Origin of the sequence: Maribacter algicola (assembly GCF_003933245.1) — a bacterium.
Taxonomy (GTDB): Bacteria; Bacteroidota; Bacteroidia; order Flavobacteriales; family Flavobacteriaceae; genus Maribacter; species Maribacter algicola.
The window spans coordinates 2077807-2094205 of record NZ_QUSX01000001.1; the positions used below are offsets into that span (position 1 = coordinate 2077807).

General features: G+C 37.3%; 22 protein-coding genes. 11 read left to right on the forward strand and 11 right to left on the reverse strand.

The features are described 5' to 3' along the window. The first annotated feature begins 61 nt into the window (after positions 1 to 61). Positions 62 to 466: an arsenate reductase family protein gene (locus DZC72_RS08765; RefSeq protein ID WP_125222445.1), complete on the forward strand. Its 405-nt coding sequence runs from the start codon at positions 62 to 64 to the stop codon at positions 464 to 466. A gap of 58 nt (positions 467 to 524) precedes the next feature. Continuing rightward, on the forward strand, positions 525 to 2081 hold the full coding sequence (locus tag DZC72_RS08770) for a DUF748 domain-containing protein (RefSeq protein WP_125222446.1): 1557 nt from the start codon (positions 525 to 527) through the stop codon (positions 2079 to 2081). Between the two features lie 49 nt (positions 2082 to 2130). Here the strand turns inward: DZC72_RS08770 and DZC72_RS08775 are convergent, their stop codons facing one another. Together DZC72_RS08775 and DZC72_RS08780 are read right to left on the reverse strand one after the other, a co-directional pair. Then, entirely contained in the window at positions 2131 to 2313 is a 183-nt protein-coding gene (locus DZC72_RS08775; RefSeq protein WP_125222447.1) for a hypothetical protein, read from the reverse strand. Between the two features lie 48 nt (positions 2314 to 2361). Further along, positions 2362 to 2523: a DUF1328 family protein gene (locus DZC72_RS08780; RefSeq protein WP_125222448.1), complete on the reverse strand. Its 162-nt coding sequence runs from the start codon at positions 2521 to 2523 to the stop codon at positions 2362 to 2364. A 250-nt stretch (positions 2524 to 2773) separates the two neighbouring features. Here DZC72_RS08780 and DZC72_RS08785 point away from each other — a divergent pair, with 250 nt between their 5' ends. Both DZC72_RS08785 and DZC72_RS08790 read left to right on the forward strand, forming a co-directional pair. Further along, positions 2774 to 3817, forward strand: a complete 1044-nt coding sequence (locus tag DZC72_RS08785; RefSeq protein ID WP_125222449.1) for a helix-turn-helix domain-containing protein — start codon at positions 2774 to 2776, stop codon at positions 3815 to 3817. Between the two features lie 161 nt (positions 3818 to 3978). Beyond that, the gene (locus tag DZC72_RS08790; RefSeq protein ID WP_243641684.1) at positions 3979 to 5007 is read left to right on the forward strand and encodes an AraC family transcriptional regulator; all 1029 of its coding nucleotides are present in this window, start codon (positions 3979 to 3981) and stop codon (positions 5005 to 5007) included. A gap of 5 nt (positions 5008 to 5012) precedes the next feature. Here the strand turns inward: DZC72_RS08790 and DZC72_RS08795 are convergent, their stop codons facing one another. Next, positions 5013 to 5687 carry an SOS response-associated peptidase family protein gene (locus DZC72_RS08795; protein ID WP_125222450.1) on the reverse strand — a complete coding sequence of 225 codons (675 nt, stop codon included), beginning with the start codon at positions 5685 to 5687 and terminating at the stop codon, positions 5013 to 5015. A 227-nt stretch (positions 5688 to 5914) separates the two neighbouring features. On the opposite strand from DZC72_RS08795, the gene DZC72_RS08800 reads away from it, so the two are divergent. Continuing rightward, complete coding sequence (locus DZC72_RS08800; RefSeq protein ID WP_125222451.1) at positions 5915 to 6952, forward strand: helix-turn-helix domain-containing protein; 1038 nt, start codon at positions 5915 to 5917, stop codon at positions 6950 to 6952. Positions 6953 to 6985: 33 nt separating this feature from the next. On the opposite strand, the gene DZC72_RS08805 is transcribed toward DZC72_RS08800, so the two are convergent. After that, positions 6986 to 7435 carry a ferritin-like domain-containing protein gene (locus tag DZC72_RS08805; RefSeq protein ID WP_125222452.1) on the reverse strand — a complete coding sequence of 150 codons (450 nt, stop codon included), beginning with the start codon at positions 7433 to 7435 and terminating at the stop codon, positions 6986 to 6988. Between the two features lie 66 nt (positions 7436 to 7501). Continuing rightward, positions 7502 to 7759: a hypothetical protein gene (locus DZC72_RS08810; protein ID WP_125222453.1), complete on the reverse strand. Its 258-nt coding sequence runs from the start codon at positions 7757 to 7759 to the stop codon at positions 7502 to 7504. 291 nt (positions 7760 to 8050) lie between these two features. Here DZC72_RS08810 and DZC72_RS08815 point away from each other — a divergent pair, with 291 nt between their 5' ends. Then, positions 8051 to 8260, forward strand: coding sequence for a hypervirulence associated TUDOR domain-containing protein (locus DZC72_RS08815; RefSeq protein ID WP_125222454.1), 210 nt, complete (start codon positions 8051 to 8053; stop codon positions 8258 to 8260). 17 nt (positions 8261 to 8277) lie between these two features. Here the strand turns inward: DZC72_RS08815 and DZC72_RS08820 are convergent, their stop codons facing one another. The 3 genes from DZC72_RS08820 to DZC72_RS08830 all read right to left on the reverse strand — a co-directional run bounded on the left by DZC72_RS08820 (position 8278) and on the right by DZC72_RS08830 (position 10948). Beyond that, a complete protein-coding gene (locus DZC72_RS08820; RefSeq protein ID WP_125222455.1) occupies positions 8278 to 9168 on the reverse strand; it encodes a mechanosensitive ion channel family protein in 891 nt (296 codons plus the stop codon). 10 nt (positions 9169 to 9178) lie between these two features. Continuing rightward, entirely contained in the window at positions 9179 to 10267 is a 1089-nt protein-coding gene (locus DZC72_RS08825) for a DNA topoisomerase IB (protein WP_125222456.1), read from the reverse strand. A 99-nt stretch (positions 10268 to 10366) separates the two neighbouring features. Continuing rightward, positions 10367 to 10948, reverse strand: a complete 582-nt coding sequence (locus tag DZC72_RS08830; protein WP_125222457.1) for a hypothetical protein — start codon at positions 10946 to 10948, stop codon at positions 10367 to 10369. A 258-nt stretch (positions 10949 to 11206) separates the two neighbouring features. Between DZC72_RS08830 and DZC72_RS08835 the strand changes: the two genes are divergently transcribed. The 3 genes from DZC72_RS08835 to DZC72_RS08845 all read left to right on the forward strand — a co-directional run bounded on the left by DZC72_RS08835 (position 11207) and on the right by DZC72_RS08845 (position 13645). Then, complete coding sequence (locus DZC72_RS08835) at positions 11207 to 11812, forward strand: DUF2652 domain-containing protein (RefSeq protein WP_125222458.1); 606 nt, start codon at positions 11207 to 11209, stop codon at positions 11810 to 11812. A gap of 127 nt (positions 11813 to 11939) precedes the next feature. Continuing rightward, complete coding sequence (locus DZC72_RS08840; RefSeq protein WP_125222459.1) at positions 11940 to 12422, forward strand: Dps family protein; 483 nt, start codon at positions 11940 to 11942, stop codon at positions 12420 to 12422. 176 nt (positions 12423 to 12598) lie between these two features. After that, positions 12599 to 13645 carry a helix-turn-helix transcriptional regulator gene (locus DZC72_RS08845; protein ID WP_125222460.1) on the forward strand — a complete coding sequence of 349 codons (1047 nt, stop codon included), beginning with the start codon at positions 12599 to 12601 and terminating at the stop codon, positions 13643 to 13645. 9 nt (positions 13646 to 13654) lie between these two features. Here the strand turns inward: DZC72_RS08845 and DZC72_RS08850 are convergent, their stop codons facing one another. From DZC72_RS08850 to DZC72_RS08860, 3 genes are read right to left on the reverse strand one after another with little or no spacing between them, the layout of a single operon-like run. Then, positions 13655 to 13849: a hypothetical protein gene (locus DZC72_RS08850; protein WP_125222461.1), complete on the reverse strand. Its 195-nt coding sequence runs from the start codon at positions 13847 to 13849 to the stop codon at positions 13655 to 13657. 2 nt (positions 13850 to 13851) lie between these two features. Continuing rightward, positions 13852 to 14199, reverse strand: a complete 348-nt coding sequence (locus DZC72_RS08855; protein WP_125222462.1) for a hypothetical protein — start codon at positions 14197 to 14199, stop codon at positions 13852 to 13854. Next, entirely contained in the window at positions 14200 to 14535 is a 336-nt protein-coding gene (locus DZC72_RS08860) for a YtxH domain-containing protein (protein ID WP_125222463.1), read from the reverse strand. A gap of 205 nt (positions 14536 to 14740) precedes the next feature. On the opposite strand from DZC72_RS08860, the gene DZC72_RS08865 reads away from it, so the two are divergent. After that, on the forward strand, positions 14741 to 16102 hold the full coding sequence (locus tag DZC72_RS08865; protein ID WP_125222464.1) for an NAD-dependent succinate-semialdehyde dehydrogenase: 1362 nt from the start codon (positions 14741 to 14743) through the stop codon (positions 16100 to 16102). A gap of 91 nt (positions 16103 to 16193) precedes the next feature. Beyond that, a complete protein-coding gene (locus DZC72_RS17755) occupies positions 16194 to 16364 on the forward strand; it encodes a hypothetical protein (protein ID WP_165869292.1) in 171 nt (56 codons plus the stop codon). Positions 16365 to 16399: the final 35 nt, after the last annotated feature.

The following is a 16399-nucleotide window of genomic DNA, read 5'->3' on the forward strand; positions in this document are numbered from 1 at the left end:
TTTTAATGCGATATGAGTTAAGTTTTGGCAGGTGTAGCTATTAATTTTAAAAATAAATTATATGGGAGTTATTGCAATGGACAAAAGACAGATTACCTTATACTACAGTTCAAAAAATTCAATCGGAAAGCAAATCCATGCCTATGTTGAATCATCCGGCAAGAAAAACTTGGCCATCGACATATCCAAAACCAATGTCACGGGCACCCAATGGGCGGAAATAGCTTCCGGACTTAACATACCAATTAGAGATCTTGTTGCCCAGCACCATCCTGATTTTTTAGAAATCTATGGGGAAAATAAACAGGATTTGGATGAAAATGATTGGCTTAAAATTTTGGAGAAAGAACCCCATCTATTAAAGCACCCCATTGCCATTGATGGCGAAAACTATATTGAACTTGAAAGTGCGGCTAGTTTTAAAAAATTTATGGAACCCGATAGTGCCGGTTTGGAGAAATCCTAGTTACACCTTTGGTGTAAAGGGTAGGATTTAATTGAACCTATTAAATGCTTGGTAGCTTATGAATTTTAAACGTATTATTACATGGGCGCTGGGTGTTATAATTTTCTCTATAGGACTATACTTTTTGGCCCAATGGCAAATGAAAAGGGCCATTGTTGAATTCTTGGAACGAAAAGTTCCTAATCATATCCAATATTCCTTTGAACAAATAGATATTAACCTTGTCAAGGGTGATTTGAAGTTTGGAAATACTAATGTCAATAGTACCGGACGCCAAACGGCTTCTTGTGAAATCCTACTACAAACCAACGGAATCCTTGTAAAAGGATTTAGTTATTGGCGATTCTTTTCAAAGAACCAAATCCATGCCCGTAAAATCGAATTGGTCAAACCCTTTTTAAACTTCAAGACCTGTTCAAAGGATACTACCAATATTGGTAAAACAAACTCCATTAACCTCTTAAAACCCATTTCCGTAGACGAAATAGTATTTAGGAAGGGGAGCGTGGAGATAACGGATTCATCTGGGGAAAAGAATCTCCTAAAGGTGGAGACCATAGATTTTTCCATAAAAGATGTAGGGACAGATGCTATTCAGATTAAGAAGTATATACCATTCAAATTTGAGGATTATCATTTGGCTTTCTCCAATGTAAGTGGTCCCTCGGGTGAATTTGAAGAATTTTTTATTGGTAACTATATTATGGATAGCGCTTCCATTGAAATTTCGGACTTGAAGTTCAACACAAAATATTCAAAACAGGAATTAAGTGAAAAAATAAGGTATGAGAGAGATCATTTGAAATTAAAAATACCATCTATCCGAATAAACGGGCATAATCTAGATGTGGTAGATGAAATCCTTTATTTAAATTTTGATACGATAAACGTAGAAAAGCCCAAATTTGATGTGTACCGGGATAAAGAGTTATTGGAAAACCAAATAAGACGTCCATTATATGCAGAGTTGATTAGGGGGTTACCGGTAAAACTCCGGATTGCGCAGGTAGCCATACGTGAAGGGTATTTATCTTACGAAGAAAACGCTCCAAATAATGCCAGACCTGGAATCCTAACTTTTGAAGATTTAGGTGTAACCGTAACCAACTTCTCGAATATACAGGGAAATGATGATATGCTAAGCATTAAAATTAACTCTGCATTCATGGGGAGCGGCATGTTTACCATGGATTGGAAGTTTAACGTTTTTGATCAAAAGGATGAATTTATAGTTTCTGGGGGACTTAGTAATTTGGAAACGTCCAACTTAAATGATTTTTTGATTCCCAATGCTAGGTTAAGAGTGGAAGGGACCATAGACCAAATGTATTTTACAATTAGCGGAGGAGAATATACCGCGCAAGGGGATATCAAAATGAATTATGAGGACTTTAAACTGCAATTATTGGACAAGGAGCGTGATCATGTTAAAAAAATAATTTCCTTTCTTGGCAATTTGTTCATCAATGATGGTTCCAAGGCAGATGATAATGGTTATAGGCATGGCACCATAGAAGTGGGAAGAAACCGTAATAAATCTTTTTTTAACTATTTATGGATTGGTCTGGAAGATGGACTTATAGATGTCATTACCGGGAGCGGTAAAAAGGAATAAAAAAAGAGGGCTTTTAACCCTCTTTTAATACGTGTTTATTGTTTAGCTGTTAATGATCGTCGGCAACGTCTTCAACGGCATCCTCAACTTCTTCGGCACCATCTTCAATACCATCACCAATATCTTCTACGCCTTCTTCAATTTTTTCACCTGTTGATTTTTCTTCCCTACAGCTCAGCGCAATTCCTATTGTCATTAGACAAAAAAGGAACATAAATAATGACTTTCTCATGATTTTTGTTTTAAAATTATTAATTGGGTAAAGGTTGTTGTGTAGTTTCTATACCACTTTTTTCCCTCTGATAAGGGATACAATGAAAAGAACTATAAATATAAAAAATAGCACTTTTGCTATACCTGCGGCTCCCGCAGCTATTCCTCCAAATCCTAAAATCCCGGCTATAATAGCCAATATTATAAAAGTTATCGTCCAGCGTAACATAGTATGTGTGTTTAAAAAGTTAATATACTAAGGGGACTATCCCCATTTCTATATTTCAAAGATCATGTAAATGTTCGTATAGTGTTTGTTGTAAAAAAGTTATGATTGACTCATTCAAAGGGTTCCCCAATATCTCTAATGAATTGATTCATCCACACTTATAACAAATGGGATTATCTTTAACACTATCGGGCTAGGATTTTTCAGTTGACTGTATTTTGTTATATCTTGTGGGTTATTGCAACAGTATATGGGCGATAAAAAGGAACTTAAAGAACTCAACGTAGTTGATGTTGTAAAGGATATTGCAAATCGTTTACATGTGGACTATGAGACCGAAAACAATGAGATCTGTATCGATATTCCAGAAGATGCCGGTACAGGTACCATAAGGGCCATGTCCTTTTCCCATGGCGTAGGTCTAATGGATTTGAACGTTCGGCTTAAAAATGATATACATTTTGAGCTTAATCAATCTTTGGTCCAACCCTTGGAACTCATTTACAATAGGGAATCCAGCTTTAGACATAGATTCAACGGTAAGGAAGACGCCCATGATATAAACCAGTTGGAAAGTGCCATGTTGTCCAGTAATGGGAAACATTCCAATTTGGTGGTGTTACCGGCCAAGGAACCCATATGCTTCTTTTTTATCGAAATTAACCGAAAGCGTTTTGAGGAAAAGATCGGTGATTTTCTACCGGATATGAACTCCGATCTTGAGGCCTTGTTTCGGGATGTCAATGGTGTAAACCTTTTTTTTTACAAGAGCAATTACAGCCTAGACATTGCCAAGTGTATCGAGGAAATTATGGAATGCGAACATACAGGTTTTCCAAAAAGTGTTTTTATAGAGGGAAAGTGTTATGAAATGTTGGCACATCATTTAAGACAATATATCGATGATTCTTCCGATGATGATAACAGAAAAATTTTAAGGCAGGCCACCGTTAAGAAGTTGGAGCAAGCCACCGATATAATTTCTGCCGAACTTGAACAAGTGGATAATATAATAGCCTTGGCCAAAAGGGTAGGGCTGAACCAGAATACCCTTCAGAATGGATTTCAACACCTATATGGAATGTCCGTCAATCAATACATTAGAAACGAGCGAATGGAAATGGCCAAGAACCTCATGGAGAAAACCGATTTGAATATCACCGAAATAACCTATAAAATTGGAATAAATTCGAGAAGTTACTTTTCCAAGCTGTTCAAGGAGAGGTACGCCATGACCCCTACCCAATACTTGAAGCAATTGAAATCCAAAAAAAACGGGATAAAAACCGCATGACCCATAGATGCTTACCTTGGGAAATTCCCTTCTTATTAATTCATTTAACAAAATATTTATTCCAAAAACATCGCAAAAGTGTTAACGAACGTTTCATTATTGTTAATCTAAACCGTCAATTTATAATTTCTTTGCCCTAGTTGTTTTTAAGTTAAATAGCTTTGAAAGAGATTGTTATACATAGTGTTAAGGATGAGGATTTGCTCATGGGCTTTAAAGAGTACCTAAACGGTACACTGGTGGAGCAGTGGGGCGAGAAGGTCGTTACCTTTGACAATGATTTGGCCAAAGGAAGTATTAGAAACATAGAATTTGACTGGGGCGTATCCCTTTTTGATTGTCATATCACCTTTTTTGAAGATGTAAAGCTTACAGTTAAGTCCAAGGGAATTGCCCCGTTGGAGTTTATTTTTATTTCCAAAGGGAGATTCTTTTACAAGGAAGGTCATTTGGGGGAAAAAATGGAGTTGGAACAATTTCAAAACATTATTTTGTCATCGGAAAGGTTTCAGGAAAAAAATTTCATTTTTCCATCTAACAGGGAATTGAAGGTGAATAGTATAAGAATATTCAAAAAGGAATACCTTAAAAAGAAAAATAATAATGTAACCTACCTGAACGAATTGCTCTTTTCTATTTTCAAGGATGAGAAGAATACATTTCCATACTCCCACGGTGGGAGCTACAGCCTCAAGATTGCTGATGAGGTTAAGAAATTGGAGAATGTATATGAGTCTGGTATCATGCGAACCTTGTCCATTGAAGGAAGGATATACCTCATTCTTTCCTTGCAATTGTTGGAACACCACAATTTTGAAAGTAAGGATACCGCTAGGGAATCCTTATCCAAGGAAGATATTAAAAAAGTACATGTCCTTACGGAATATATTATAGACAATATTTCCGGACCTATTTCCATAGAGGTGCTTTCCAGAAAATCAGGCCTGAGCCCCAAAAAATTGCAATTGGGCTTTAAGGTCCTTTATTCCAAAACGGTAAACGAATATATAAGGCAACTGAAACTCGAAGTATCCAGGGACCACTTGAAAAACTCGAATTTGACCATTTCTGAAATCGTCTATCTTATCGGTATAAAGAGTAGAAGTTATTTCTCGAAAATATTTCATGAAACCTATGGAATTCTGCCAACGGACTATCGTAAACATTTAAAATCTGGAAGAATGGAATGAATGGACTACGGGCGATTGAGAAATAATTCAGTGTTCCCATAATTGTAATAACTATCCGAAATGGAGGTTGCCCTAAAATCCTGTTCAATATGTTTTTTCAAGATTTGCCGCGTTCTTAAAGGTGTTGTTTTGAGACTTAGCCATTCCTCCATTATATCGTCAGAAATGGTTATAGGCATGGTGTCCACCACGTTCTGTACCTGTTTAATAAAGTCATTGGATTGGCCCACCAAAAGGGAACAGGTTATGAATCCGTCCTCCAAAACCGTATAGATTCCAGCTAAATAAAACGGATTCCCATTTTTAAGTCCGATCTTGAAATGGTAGGCTTCCCCATTTTCTATAAAAGTGGTAAAGTAACCAGTCACAGGAATTAAACATCGTCTGTCTACCAGTGATTTTGTATACCATAATCCCGAATCCATGGAGGTCTCGTGGAAATTTAGCGTGTTAAAACTGTCTTGGAAAAGGCTCCAATCGTCCGTATGATTTTCAGGTAAAAGTCCCCAAATGGCCAACGAAAGTTCTTTGTGGTCCTCCATGGTGATGATAGGAATGGTAACTTCTTTTAGTCCGTGGATGATATATTGTGGCTTGTAAAGGTTTGGATATTTAAAAGAGGCCTTAGTCATCCTCTCCAAATTTTCCTTCTCTGCTGTATTCGACAGTTTAAAATACATGTGCCTCCTCAATTTTGTCCTTGCAAGTAAATCAAACTTTGGAATTGGTTTTGATTGAAACACCAGAAAAGGTAACCCATTAAAAATTAGCAACTTATTTCCGTTCAAAAATGTAGGTGTTTACCGTATTTCGTTAAAGATTTATGGTATTTCGGCAAACTACCGGATAAAATCAGGTTATCTTTAAAATAAGGTAAATTCCTACAAAATAAAGAAATAATACCCATATGAAAACACGAAGAAGAAATGCTTTACACGAGCTTAACCTCTTAAACGAGAGGTTTAAAGGTGAAGTTTCAAATGACAATGGAGTTCCGGTTTTGGTTGTAGGTTCATCACTTGGCTCAGGACAAATCAATATAGTAAATCTGGAAAAAGGCTTAATGGCCATGGAGTTTGACCTTTCCTTAAAACAGGATTTTGAACTCCCTATGGATCAGACGGACGATGAGACCGTATTTTTGTTTTACTGTCTTAAAGGAAATTGCCTGCATAAATTCAGCGGTGGCGAAATAGTAACCAAGTTGGAAGAATTGCAAACGGCGGTCGTATTTGATGATGATGCACACACTAGCAAATTGATCTTTAAACGGGATGCCCATGTTATCTTCAATTGTCTTAAAGTGAATATGAGGGAATACCAAAAAGGTACGGAGGATTCTGAACGGGAAACGGTGGCATCCCTGTTGAATTCCTATGACAAGAAAATTATGGGACATCTGCATGTAGGAAAATTCAATTTGGAGATTGGCGAACTTATCAAAAAATTGGAGGATGCCAAATTTGCAAATTCACTTTCTTCCCTAAGCTATTTTAACGGCGTCTGCCATATGATCTTGGCAAAACAGATAGAGCAGTTCCAAAAGGATTTGGAAAAGGGTCTAAAACCGGCTACTACCCTTCTTAAAGCGGAACTGGAAATGATCAGCGAACTAACGGATTATATAAACAACTATCCTGAGGTGGAACATAGCATTAGTAGCATCTCTGAAAAATCCGGGCTTTCCCCTTCAAAATTGCAGCTTGGATTCAAGTTTATGCATGATACCACTTTGGGCGAGTACATCAGACTCGTGAGACTGGAAAAAGCTGAAGAGCTTATAAGGACGACAGATCTCAATATATCCCAAGTGGTGTACTCCATAGGTTTTACCAGTAGAAGTTATTTCTGTAAAATATTCAAGAAGAAATATAGATGTAGTCCCAAAGCCTATAAAAAGAATGCAAACAAAATCGCGCTACAAAATGAAAAGAAGGCTGCTTAGCCTTCTTTTTTTCATATCAAATCGCTTTGGTTTTTATGCCAGGTCTTCCAATGTTTTAATATTGGAGAGCCCATTTTCTATTGCCATCTTTTGACTTTTCAATAAAGTGGACGTGCTGCTTGGCAAGGAAGTTTCCCTTAAAACATCATCGTATTCCTCAATGGCCGCTTTTTCTCCCCGAATGGCCTCCTCTAGCATGGCCTCCGCATCGTCCGATGTAAACATCGCCTTAATGTCCATCCAGGTTCTATGGGCTTTGCTGGTTAGACTGTCTCCCTTTTCCACTTTCTGACCAAAGCTTGTGATTTCGCCTTTCAACTCGTGTCCAAAATCATAACGTTGCTTTGCCTTGTTTTCAAAATAGGTTTTAAGGGCAAGGTTGTCTGTATTGTCCGCGGCTTTTTTAAAACCTTTTTCGGCATCATAGGTCTTTTCCAAAATGTCGTTTAATTTATCCCCAACTTTTTCAGTGTATGTACTCATATCAATTTTCATTTAAGTGATAGGCCTTTTTACTGGGATGTAGGCCATTTAACATCCTTTGATTTATTATGAATGGTAGAATTTGTTCCTTAGTTTAAAAGATTCCAATCGTCTTTTTTTTTCCCGTATTTTCTCCGGATTGTCATTGGTGGACCCATCTACCGTGAGGTTATCCATATCCATATTTATAAAGGATTCACTGTTATTGGTTTGATGAAATCCAAGTCCTTGTTCGTTGTTTTTTTCAAAAACTGTTTCCTTGATGAAAATTACAAGAAACCCTAAAGCGGTAAAGATGGATACCGCCCCAATTATTTCTACCATGGCGATCATGTTTTATTTTTTTACAAATCTAGTTGGCAATTAATCTACCTTTTGGCTTGATAAATTTGAGTTTTGGCTCAAACCGATACGGTCAATTATACTAGTAAATGCGTTAAAATTGAAGGCGCTAATAGTGGGCAACTATCATAAAATTTCAGAATTTCACACTCATAGTTAATATTCCAAATTGGTTAGAATTTGTGGGTTGCCTAAAACCATCTTCCCATTGCCTTGTTCTCCAAAAAATTTTGGCAGTGGGAAGCACAAGTTCAAAAGTCGACAATCTTAGTTATGATTAAAAAAGGAGCGGAAGTACAGTGGAAATGGGGCAATGGCTATGCCAAGGGTAAGGTAAAGGAAACCTTTGACCATGAAGTAACAAAAAAATTAAAAGGAACCGAGGTAACTAGAAAAGGAAAACAGGGCGATAAGGCCCTTTACATTCAACAAGATGATGGAGATTATGTACTTAAACGTGAAAGTGAGGTTGAACACATTTGAGTACTATCCAAGAAAATTTATTTCTCATCTTCCTTCCCCGATACAATTTTCAATTTTTGTGGTAAGTCCAGTGTTCTAATAGGGAACGGTATGTTGATTCCATTATCATCAAACGCTTTCTTGACCGCGATCATAGCAGTGGTCTTGGCTTTGGCCACTTCTAAGGCTGAGGTTGATTTTATCCAAAAACGTGTTTCAAAATTAATTGAACTGTCCCCAAACTCCTCGTATAGAAATATAATGTCCTCTTTATTCTCTATTGAGTCGAAATTTTCCAAAATGGTTTTTTTCACCAAATCCCGAACAAAGGTCAAATCTGATTCATAGCCCACCCCACATTCCAAAATTACCCTGGACTGGGCCGTGGTAGAATAGTTTTTAATTGGATTTTCAACTACCAATTTATTGGGCAGAAACACCAGATTATTGTCCGGCTGTCTTAAGGTTACAGATCTAAGGTCTAAATCGATTACCTCCCCTTCAAACCCATTGCTTTCTATCCAGTCACCAAATTTTATATGTTTAATGTATGACAGCACAATGCCGGAATAGGTATTGGCAAGAGCTCCTTGAAGAGCTAAACCAACAGCTAATCCCACTACGCCCGCACCTGCCAAGACTGTATTGAGGGCCTTGCTCAAATTTAGGATTCCCAAAACCAAAAATAGCCCCAATAATACAACTGTGATTGAAACGATTTTTGACAACAAGCTTCTCATCGAGGCTTGTAATTTTGTTTTTTCCAGAAGTCTGGAAACACCCTTACTAATGTATCTAGATATAATAACCGAAATTGTAAAGACGACAATGGCAATTATAATATTAGGTAGATTAAGGATAAAGGTATCAAACCAACTCCCCAGTTTTTCCAACATTTTGGACCATGCTTCGGAAAATTTTTCGTTCATGTTTGTTTTTTTAAAGATTCTTTAATGGTTTGTAATCCTTTATAAGTTTTAGGATTTCTTTCTCCGTATTAGTTAGAAAGGTAGCTTCGCTCGTTTCTTCGGAATCTTCTGTTTTCAGATTAAGATCTCCTTGTTCGTATTTTTTTACTACCAAAGGATGGACATAGTATTTTCGGCAAACATTCCTGGTATTCCCTAATTCCTTGGCCGTCCGGTCAAAGGCAGCCAATATATTTTTTTTAATGTTTTTGGTCGAAGTAGCTTTTGGCAGTTCAATTAGGGTTTCATAAAAGATTATAGTTCCTGACCAGGTTCTAAAATCCTTTGCCGTGAAGAGATGCCCACTTATCTCATGAATATAGTCGTTCACCATACTGCTATCTACACTGGTTTTAATACCATCCTCATCATAAAATTGAAACAATTCCCAACCAGGTATTTCCTCACATTTACTCACCAGACTCAGGAGTCTTTTGTTTCTCAATGTTATTTTATGTTTTTTTCCCTTTTTTCCGGTGAATTCGAATCTGAGTTTCTCCTTGAAGAATTTAATGTGTTTTTTTCTAAGCGTAGAGAGACCATAAGTTTTATTTCTTTTGGCATATTGTTGGCTCCCAATTCTTATATGGGTTTCCTCCATAAGCTTTAAAATTAGGGCCATGACCTTTTTTCTTGGCCAACCGCTCAATGATAGGTCTATTTCTATTTGCTCCCTAATCTTGGGGAGTGACTCCCCAAAATGTACCATTTTAAAGAACTTGGTGCGATTCCTGATTTTCACCCAAATAGGGTGGTACTTGTATTGAAGTCTACTTTTAATGTCATATCCAATTGCCTGTAAATGGGCATTTTCAAAAGAGGAAATTTTCACATCCTCCCATGCGGGTGGTATTGCCAAACGATCAATTCTATCCAATTCCCTTTTTTTTTGAATCGGTTTCTTATGAAGAATATAGTTGAACCTTTTTCCATTTCTGACCCTAAGTATAGATAGGTTTTCCCTTGCCACATATCGAAGGTCCAAATGAGACGCAGCCTCACTGGGTTGGTTCATGAGTTTCTCAATGAAATCTATATCGTAAGTAAGATTTGTTTCCATTTTATGCAATACTTGGTATTACGTTGAAATCGAAAAAAAATGACTCAAATATGTATTACCATACGAGAATCATTTTTCATCAACCAATCAACCAAAATTTTATTTCTCGTAAATCACTTTATTGTCCTTCATTTCATTTTCAATTTCAGACATGTTGTTCACATATTCATATTTGGTATTGAACATGTTATCCGGTCTTTGTCCAACGATGTAATATTTTACATCCAATTCAGGAGCCTTTAATACTACCTGATCGGAAACCCTCATCGTTTTGTCGGCAATGGAGGTATCCGTACTTGTTAATTCCGAAACAACATATAGTTTGTTGCCTGAGGCATAAATCTTCGTTATATCGAGTTTATGTTCTTTATCCGTAACTTCTGCCTCCACCATAATGGTTCTTTCAGATATTTGGGTACTATCGCTTTCTGGCATGTCAAAATCAATAAAGGGAACTTCTACTTCTTCCTCTTCCATTACAACGACTACTTTAGGTACATTGACCGTTTTGGTGGTGGTGCCTACATCGATATCTGCCCAATTAACTTCGTACTCCGGTAATTCACCTGCATCTGCCATGATATCTACATCAACTTCTGGCATTTCACCTTTTTCCTCTTTCTTAATATTACAACTTGTGATGAGAACTCCCACTCCCATAATGAATATCAATTTTTTCATTTCTCTTAGTTTTATGTTCTACTTTGTTTCCTTACAAAACTAAAAGGACAATACTGATTCCCTTTGCTGTATCCCTAGCAATCTTGACGTGAATACGTAGCATTTAGGACTTAATTTTCCCTTATTTTGTACGTAGCAATAATTTTGCTTTTTGAGTTACTAAACACTTTGAAAAAAGAATATTTTCGACTAGTTGAGCAAGTCCATTAACATGATTAAAGTTGACTTATAGCTGACTAATTCCAATAAAAATTGAAAATGAAAGCGACGCCTACCTTACTGTGTATACCCGATATAAGTGGTTTTACGGAATTTATGAGCGGAACCAATTTTGACCTGAGTTCCAAAGTTATTCCTACCCTATTGAACAAAATAATATATTCCAATAAAATAGGGCTCAAAGTTTCAGAAATAGAAGGGGATGCCGTGTTGTTCTTTAAAACAGGAAAACTGCCACCTATTCGTAAATTAATCGAGCAGTGTGAACATTTTTATATAGAGTTTTATGAGCAATTGGAAAAACTAAGGGAGCAATACAAGGAGGAGAAGGACGCCTCCACAATTCCAGAGGTATTGGGTCTTAAGATTATTCTGCATTACGGAGAAGAAGTGGCCTCAACCAAGGTAGGAAATAGGATAAAACTTTTTGGGGAGGATTTAATCGTTGCCCACAGGCTCTTAAAGAACAAGATTAGGATGGATGAATATATCTTGATAAGTGAAGGACTTTCCAGCTATTATAAAGAGCATGATCTTGATGAGCAATTCGAATGGGGAACCTTAAAGAAAAACTATACCGAATACGACCACGTTGGAAAAATCCATTACCATTACATCAATTTAAAGCCCTTGGTTAAGCCGTAGCGTTAGGTATGTTAAATGATTGCCAATATTTGATTTGCGTTAAGTGTTGATTCTATAGAGATAAGGAGTATAAAGGCCTGTCACTAAATTGTTTGTTGAATCAAAATCATAATTAAAATATTAATAAATGAGTTATTTAGTCATAGACAAAAAAGAGGTTAAACCCGTTGTGGAAGAGTTGAATATACTTCTGGCGGATTATAATATTTATTATCAAAATCTAAGAGGGTTTCATTGGAACGTTCTAGGGAAAAATTTCTTCGACCTGCATGAAAAGTTTGAAGAACTGTATACCGATGCCAGAATAAAAATCGATGAAATTGCTGAGCGAATCTTGACTTTGAGACAGCATCCGGAAAGTCGTTTTACCGAGTATTTAAAACTGTCAAAGGTGAAGGAAGTTTCATCCTTGATAAGTGATCAAAAAATGGTGGAACACATCTTGACCAATCATGAATATATACTCAAACAAATGAACACGGTAATCAAAAAAGCCGATGAAGCAGGAGATGAAGGTACCATAGATATGATGGGTGGCTACATTGCCAGTTTGGAAAAAGTTAGTTGGATGTTGGATGCTTGGTCCAAAGAGACGAGAGACCAATTGTAATACTATTTTTTGTACCGTAAAAAGCTCCTTTTTAGGGGCTTTTTTTTGTTAAAGAGCATAAATCTGGCGAAAAGGTTTTAACTTTCCCCAGTTGGGGATTCCATGAGATAACGCCTAGTCGTACATCACAGAAAAGGAAATCCTTCTTTTTATGGATTGTCAATAAATGGTTGTTTATGATAACGATAAAAACTACGGGGAGCTCTACCAGTGACAATGTTCGCCAGATTCAACAACAAATTGGCGGAGTGATTACTGAACGATGGGGAGAGTATACGCTAACCTTAAACAATGAAAATGCAACGGGTAATATAAGGTTTGTTCCCTTTGAATGGGGTGTTACATTGCTTGAGTATGACATTACCTTTCATGATGAAGTTATTTTTGAAAGTAATTATGCTGAATACAACCCAATTAGGTTCTATTATTGCTTGGAAGGAAATTGTGGACATAGATTTGGTAACCAATCGAAAAATGAATTTAAGCAACTGGAACAGTTTCAATCCGTTATTATTGCTAATACGGACGATACCCCCAGCTTGGGATATTTTACCAAAGGACTAAAATTGTCTATAAATGTGATTTTGATAACCAGAAGAAAATTTCTTAAAAAGCGTTTGAACGGGGTACAAGAGTTGAACAAACAATTATATAATGTATTTATGGATACGGACCACGAACGGAGGTTCGCTTTTTTTGGATCTTACAATTTGAAACTCGCCAATAAAATTTCCGCACTAAGAAAGGTTCGTAATAAGAACGGTATGATCAGAATTATGCAGATTGAGGGTCTGGTCTATGAAATCTTGGCCATGCACATAGCACAGCATGAGCGGGAAAATAAAAATTCCCTACCCGCAACCTCGTTGTTACGAAGGGAATTGAAAATTATAAGGGATTTAGCCAATAAAATCGCCAAAAATGTCGCAAAGGATTATACCTTGGAGCAACTCTCCAGGGAATCCGGATTGTCCCAAGCTAAATTACAGGAAGGTTTTAAGCTTTTGTACACCCGTACGGTTACTGAATATATTCGGCATGTGCGATTGGAAGCTGCAAGGGATTATTTAAGTAATTCAGATATGAATATTTCTCAAGTTGTCTACTCCATTGGTTTCAGCAGCCGAAGCTACTTTTCTAAAATTTTCAAGAATAAATTTGGTATTAGCCCAAGTGAGTTTCAAGCCCACGTAAAAAGACCTTTAACGTTCGAGGCTATTTAATGTATATAGCTATTTTAAAATTTTCTTGATCAAATAAAGGATACCGTATTTTTTGACTACGGAAATTGCGGTAGACAACCAATTATATGGACTCAAGTCTTCCTTAACTTCCTGTTTGAGTCCCTTAAGCTCTTCCATGGCAATTTGTCTTTCAAGGTCCAATCTTTGAAGGTCAAATTCTATTTCATCAAAGTTTTTGTACATATTTAATTGAAGAATTTACTGGATAATTTCCTTATGATCAAATTGTCTATTTTATTTCGAATCATATAAAGAACAAAGACTATGATAAAGAATGAGAACCCCATTAGTAAGCAAGAATAGATAATGCTGCCCAGGACTTCTCCTAGATAAATCGTACCTCCCACTGTTAAGAACAATATACCTAAAAAGGCCAAACTACCAAGGATGGCCATTTTACAGAACATTCCGGTAGTTAGTGCCAATTGGTGAAAGACCTTTAGTTTATAGTACTCCTGGGTCTTTTTATAATACTGTTCACTTATATCAACAGCCTTGTTGGAAGTATTGTTAAGTGATTCAAAAACTCCCATTTACGAAGTCTTTTGAAGTTTCTTGTTTTTCGCTTTCAGCTCTGCCAACTTCCTTTCCAAGGTTGTAATTACGTCCTCTGTCTTATAACTCACATCAGATACCAAGGATTCTACCCTGTGGTCCAAAGATTGTTTCTCAGAGGCAATGCTACTGGCTACCCTGTCTTTTAAGGTGATAGCATTTTCAGTTAAATGATCTTTTGTTTCATTGGCCTTGTCGGCAATTCTTTTTCGTGTCACTTCTCCTTTATCGGGAGCATATAAAATTCCTAGAGCCACGCCTATGGCTGATCCTGCAAGGATGGCCAAAAGTGTATTTCCTGTGTTATTATTCATAATGATTGATTTTAGATTCTGTCATGATGTCTCTCATCATGTACCATACAAAGGTGAACATATACCGGCACGTGGCTTAGCTCAAATACATTAAATATTGACGGCAATGCGTAAAGTGCAAAAGGGTCAACAAAATATGGAAAAGAACTAAGGCGAAACCCCACATGAACTTAACTTTGAAGGTTATACAAGCAAACGAATAAATATGTCTAGCATTTGGTCAAAAAACCCATACACAGGAGAAAAGTTAAAGGAATATCAAAAAGATACTTCAACGTCCATTCAAGAAAAATTAAAGATGGCGCAATCGGTGCAAAAGGAATGGTCGGATAAAACGATTGAGGAGCGTTGTGAATTGTTGCAAAACGTATCCGAGCTGCTTCTAGATAGAAAGGAAGAATACGCAAAGCTGATAAGCACGGAAATGGGAAAACCAATTTCCCAAAGTACCGCTGAAATAGAGAAATGTGCATGGGCCTGTGATTTTTATGCCTTTAATGCTGAAGACCTCCTGGCCGATGAAATTATCGAAACCGATGCCGAGGAAAGCTTTATAAGCTATGACCCCTTGGGATGTATCTTGGCCGTTATGCCTTGGAACTATCCCTTTTGGCAGGTTATTCGGTTCGCGGCGCCCACACTTACCGCCGGTAATACGGGTATTCTCAAACATGCCCAAAATGTTCCCGGCTGCTCCATGGCCTTGGAGCAGTTATTTTTGGATGCAGGTTTTCCCAAAGGGTGTTTTCAGGCCATTCTTGCCGGTCATGTGGAAATTGAAGAATTGATCGGTAATGATGGTATAAAGGCAGTGACCTTGACGGGAAGTGAAAAGGCGGGAAAGGGCATCGCCCAAGCCGCAGGTAAGAACCTTAAGAAAACGCTTCTGGAGTTGGGGGGCAACAATGCCTGTATTGTTTTTGAGGATGCCAACTTGGACAAGTATTTGGATACTATGGTGCAGGCCAGGATGCAGAATACGGGACAAAGTTGTATTGCTGCGAAACGATTTATTGTCTGTCCGGAGATCTATGACGAATTTCTGGAAAGGTTTGTTGGGGCCACCAAAAAACTGACCGTAGGAAATCCAATGGATAAGGACACTTACATAGGAGTTCTTGCCAGGGCGGATTTGGCGGATACCTTAAAAGAACAAGTGGACAAATCTCTGGAAAAAGGTGCTCAACTGATTGTTGGCAACAAAAAGGATGGAGCATTTTTTGAACCCACTATCCTTAGCGAAGTAACACCTGGAATGCCGGCATTCGATGAGGAAACCTTTGGACCCGTTGCGGCCATTGTCAAAGCGGAGAATAGAAAGCATGCCATAGAATTGGCCAATAATTCCAGATACGGATTGGGGTCTATGTTGTTTACCGAGGATATTGAGGGGGCATTGGAACTGATACCCGAAATTTCAGATGGGGCATTTTTTATCAATGACATGGTAAAATCGGATCCCAGATTGCCTTTTGGGGGCACCAAGGCCTCCGGGTATGGAAGGGAACTGTCAAGGGAGGGCATTTTGGCCTTCGTAAATAAGAAAACAGTGTATATTAAAAATTAAACATATGGAATGAGCCACAGCCAATATTTATAGGCATCAACATTTTTGATTGGCTAATTACATCTATTATTAACTATAAAAATTTGAACGGATGAAGAAACAAGGTGAAGAAAAAACAGAATTTGTTAAAGACCCTGAAAATGAAAAACGGGGCTATATTTTTCAAAAGGATAAAAAGACCAAATTAGGTGCGGCCATTGTCATCGGTTTCCTAATCCTAATGATTTTGGGCGTAGTGTTTAGCGGAATAGCCTTCGATTAGTAAGCTAATTTTTAGTAAGAAATCAAATTGACTTT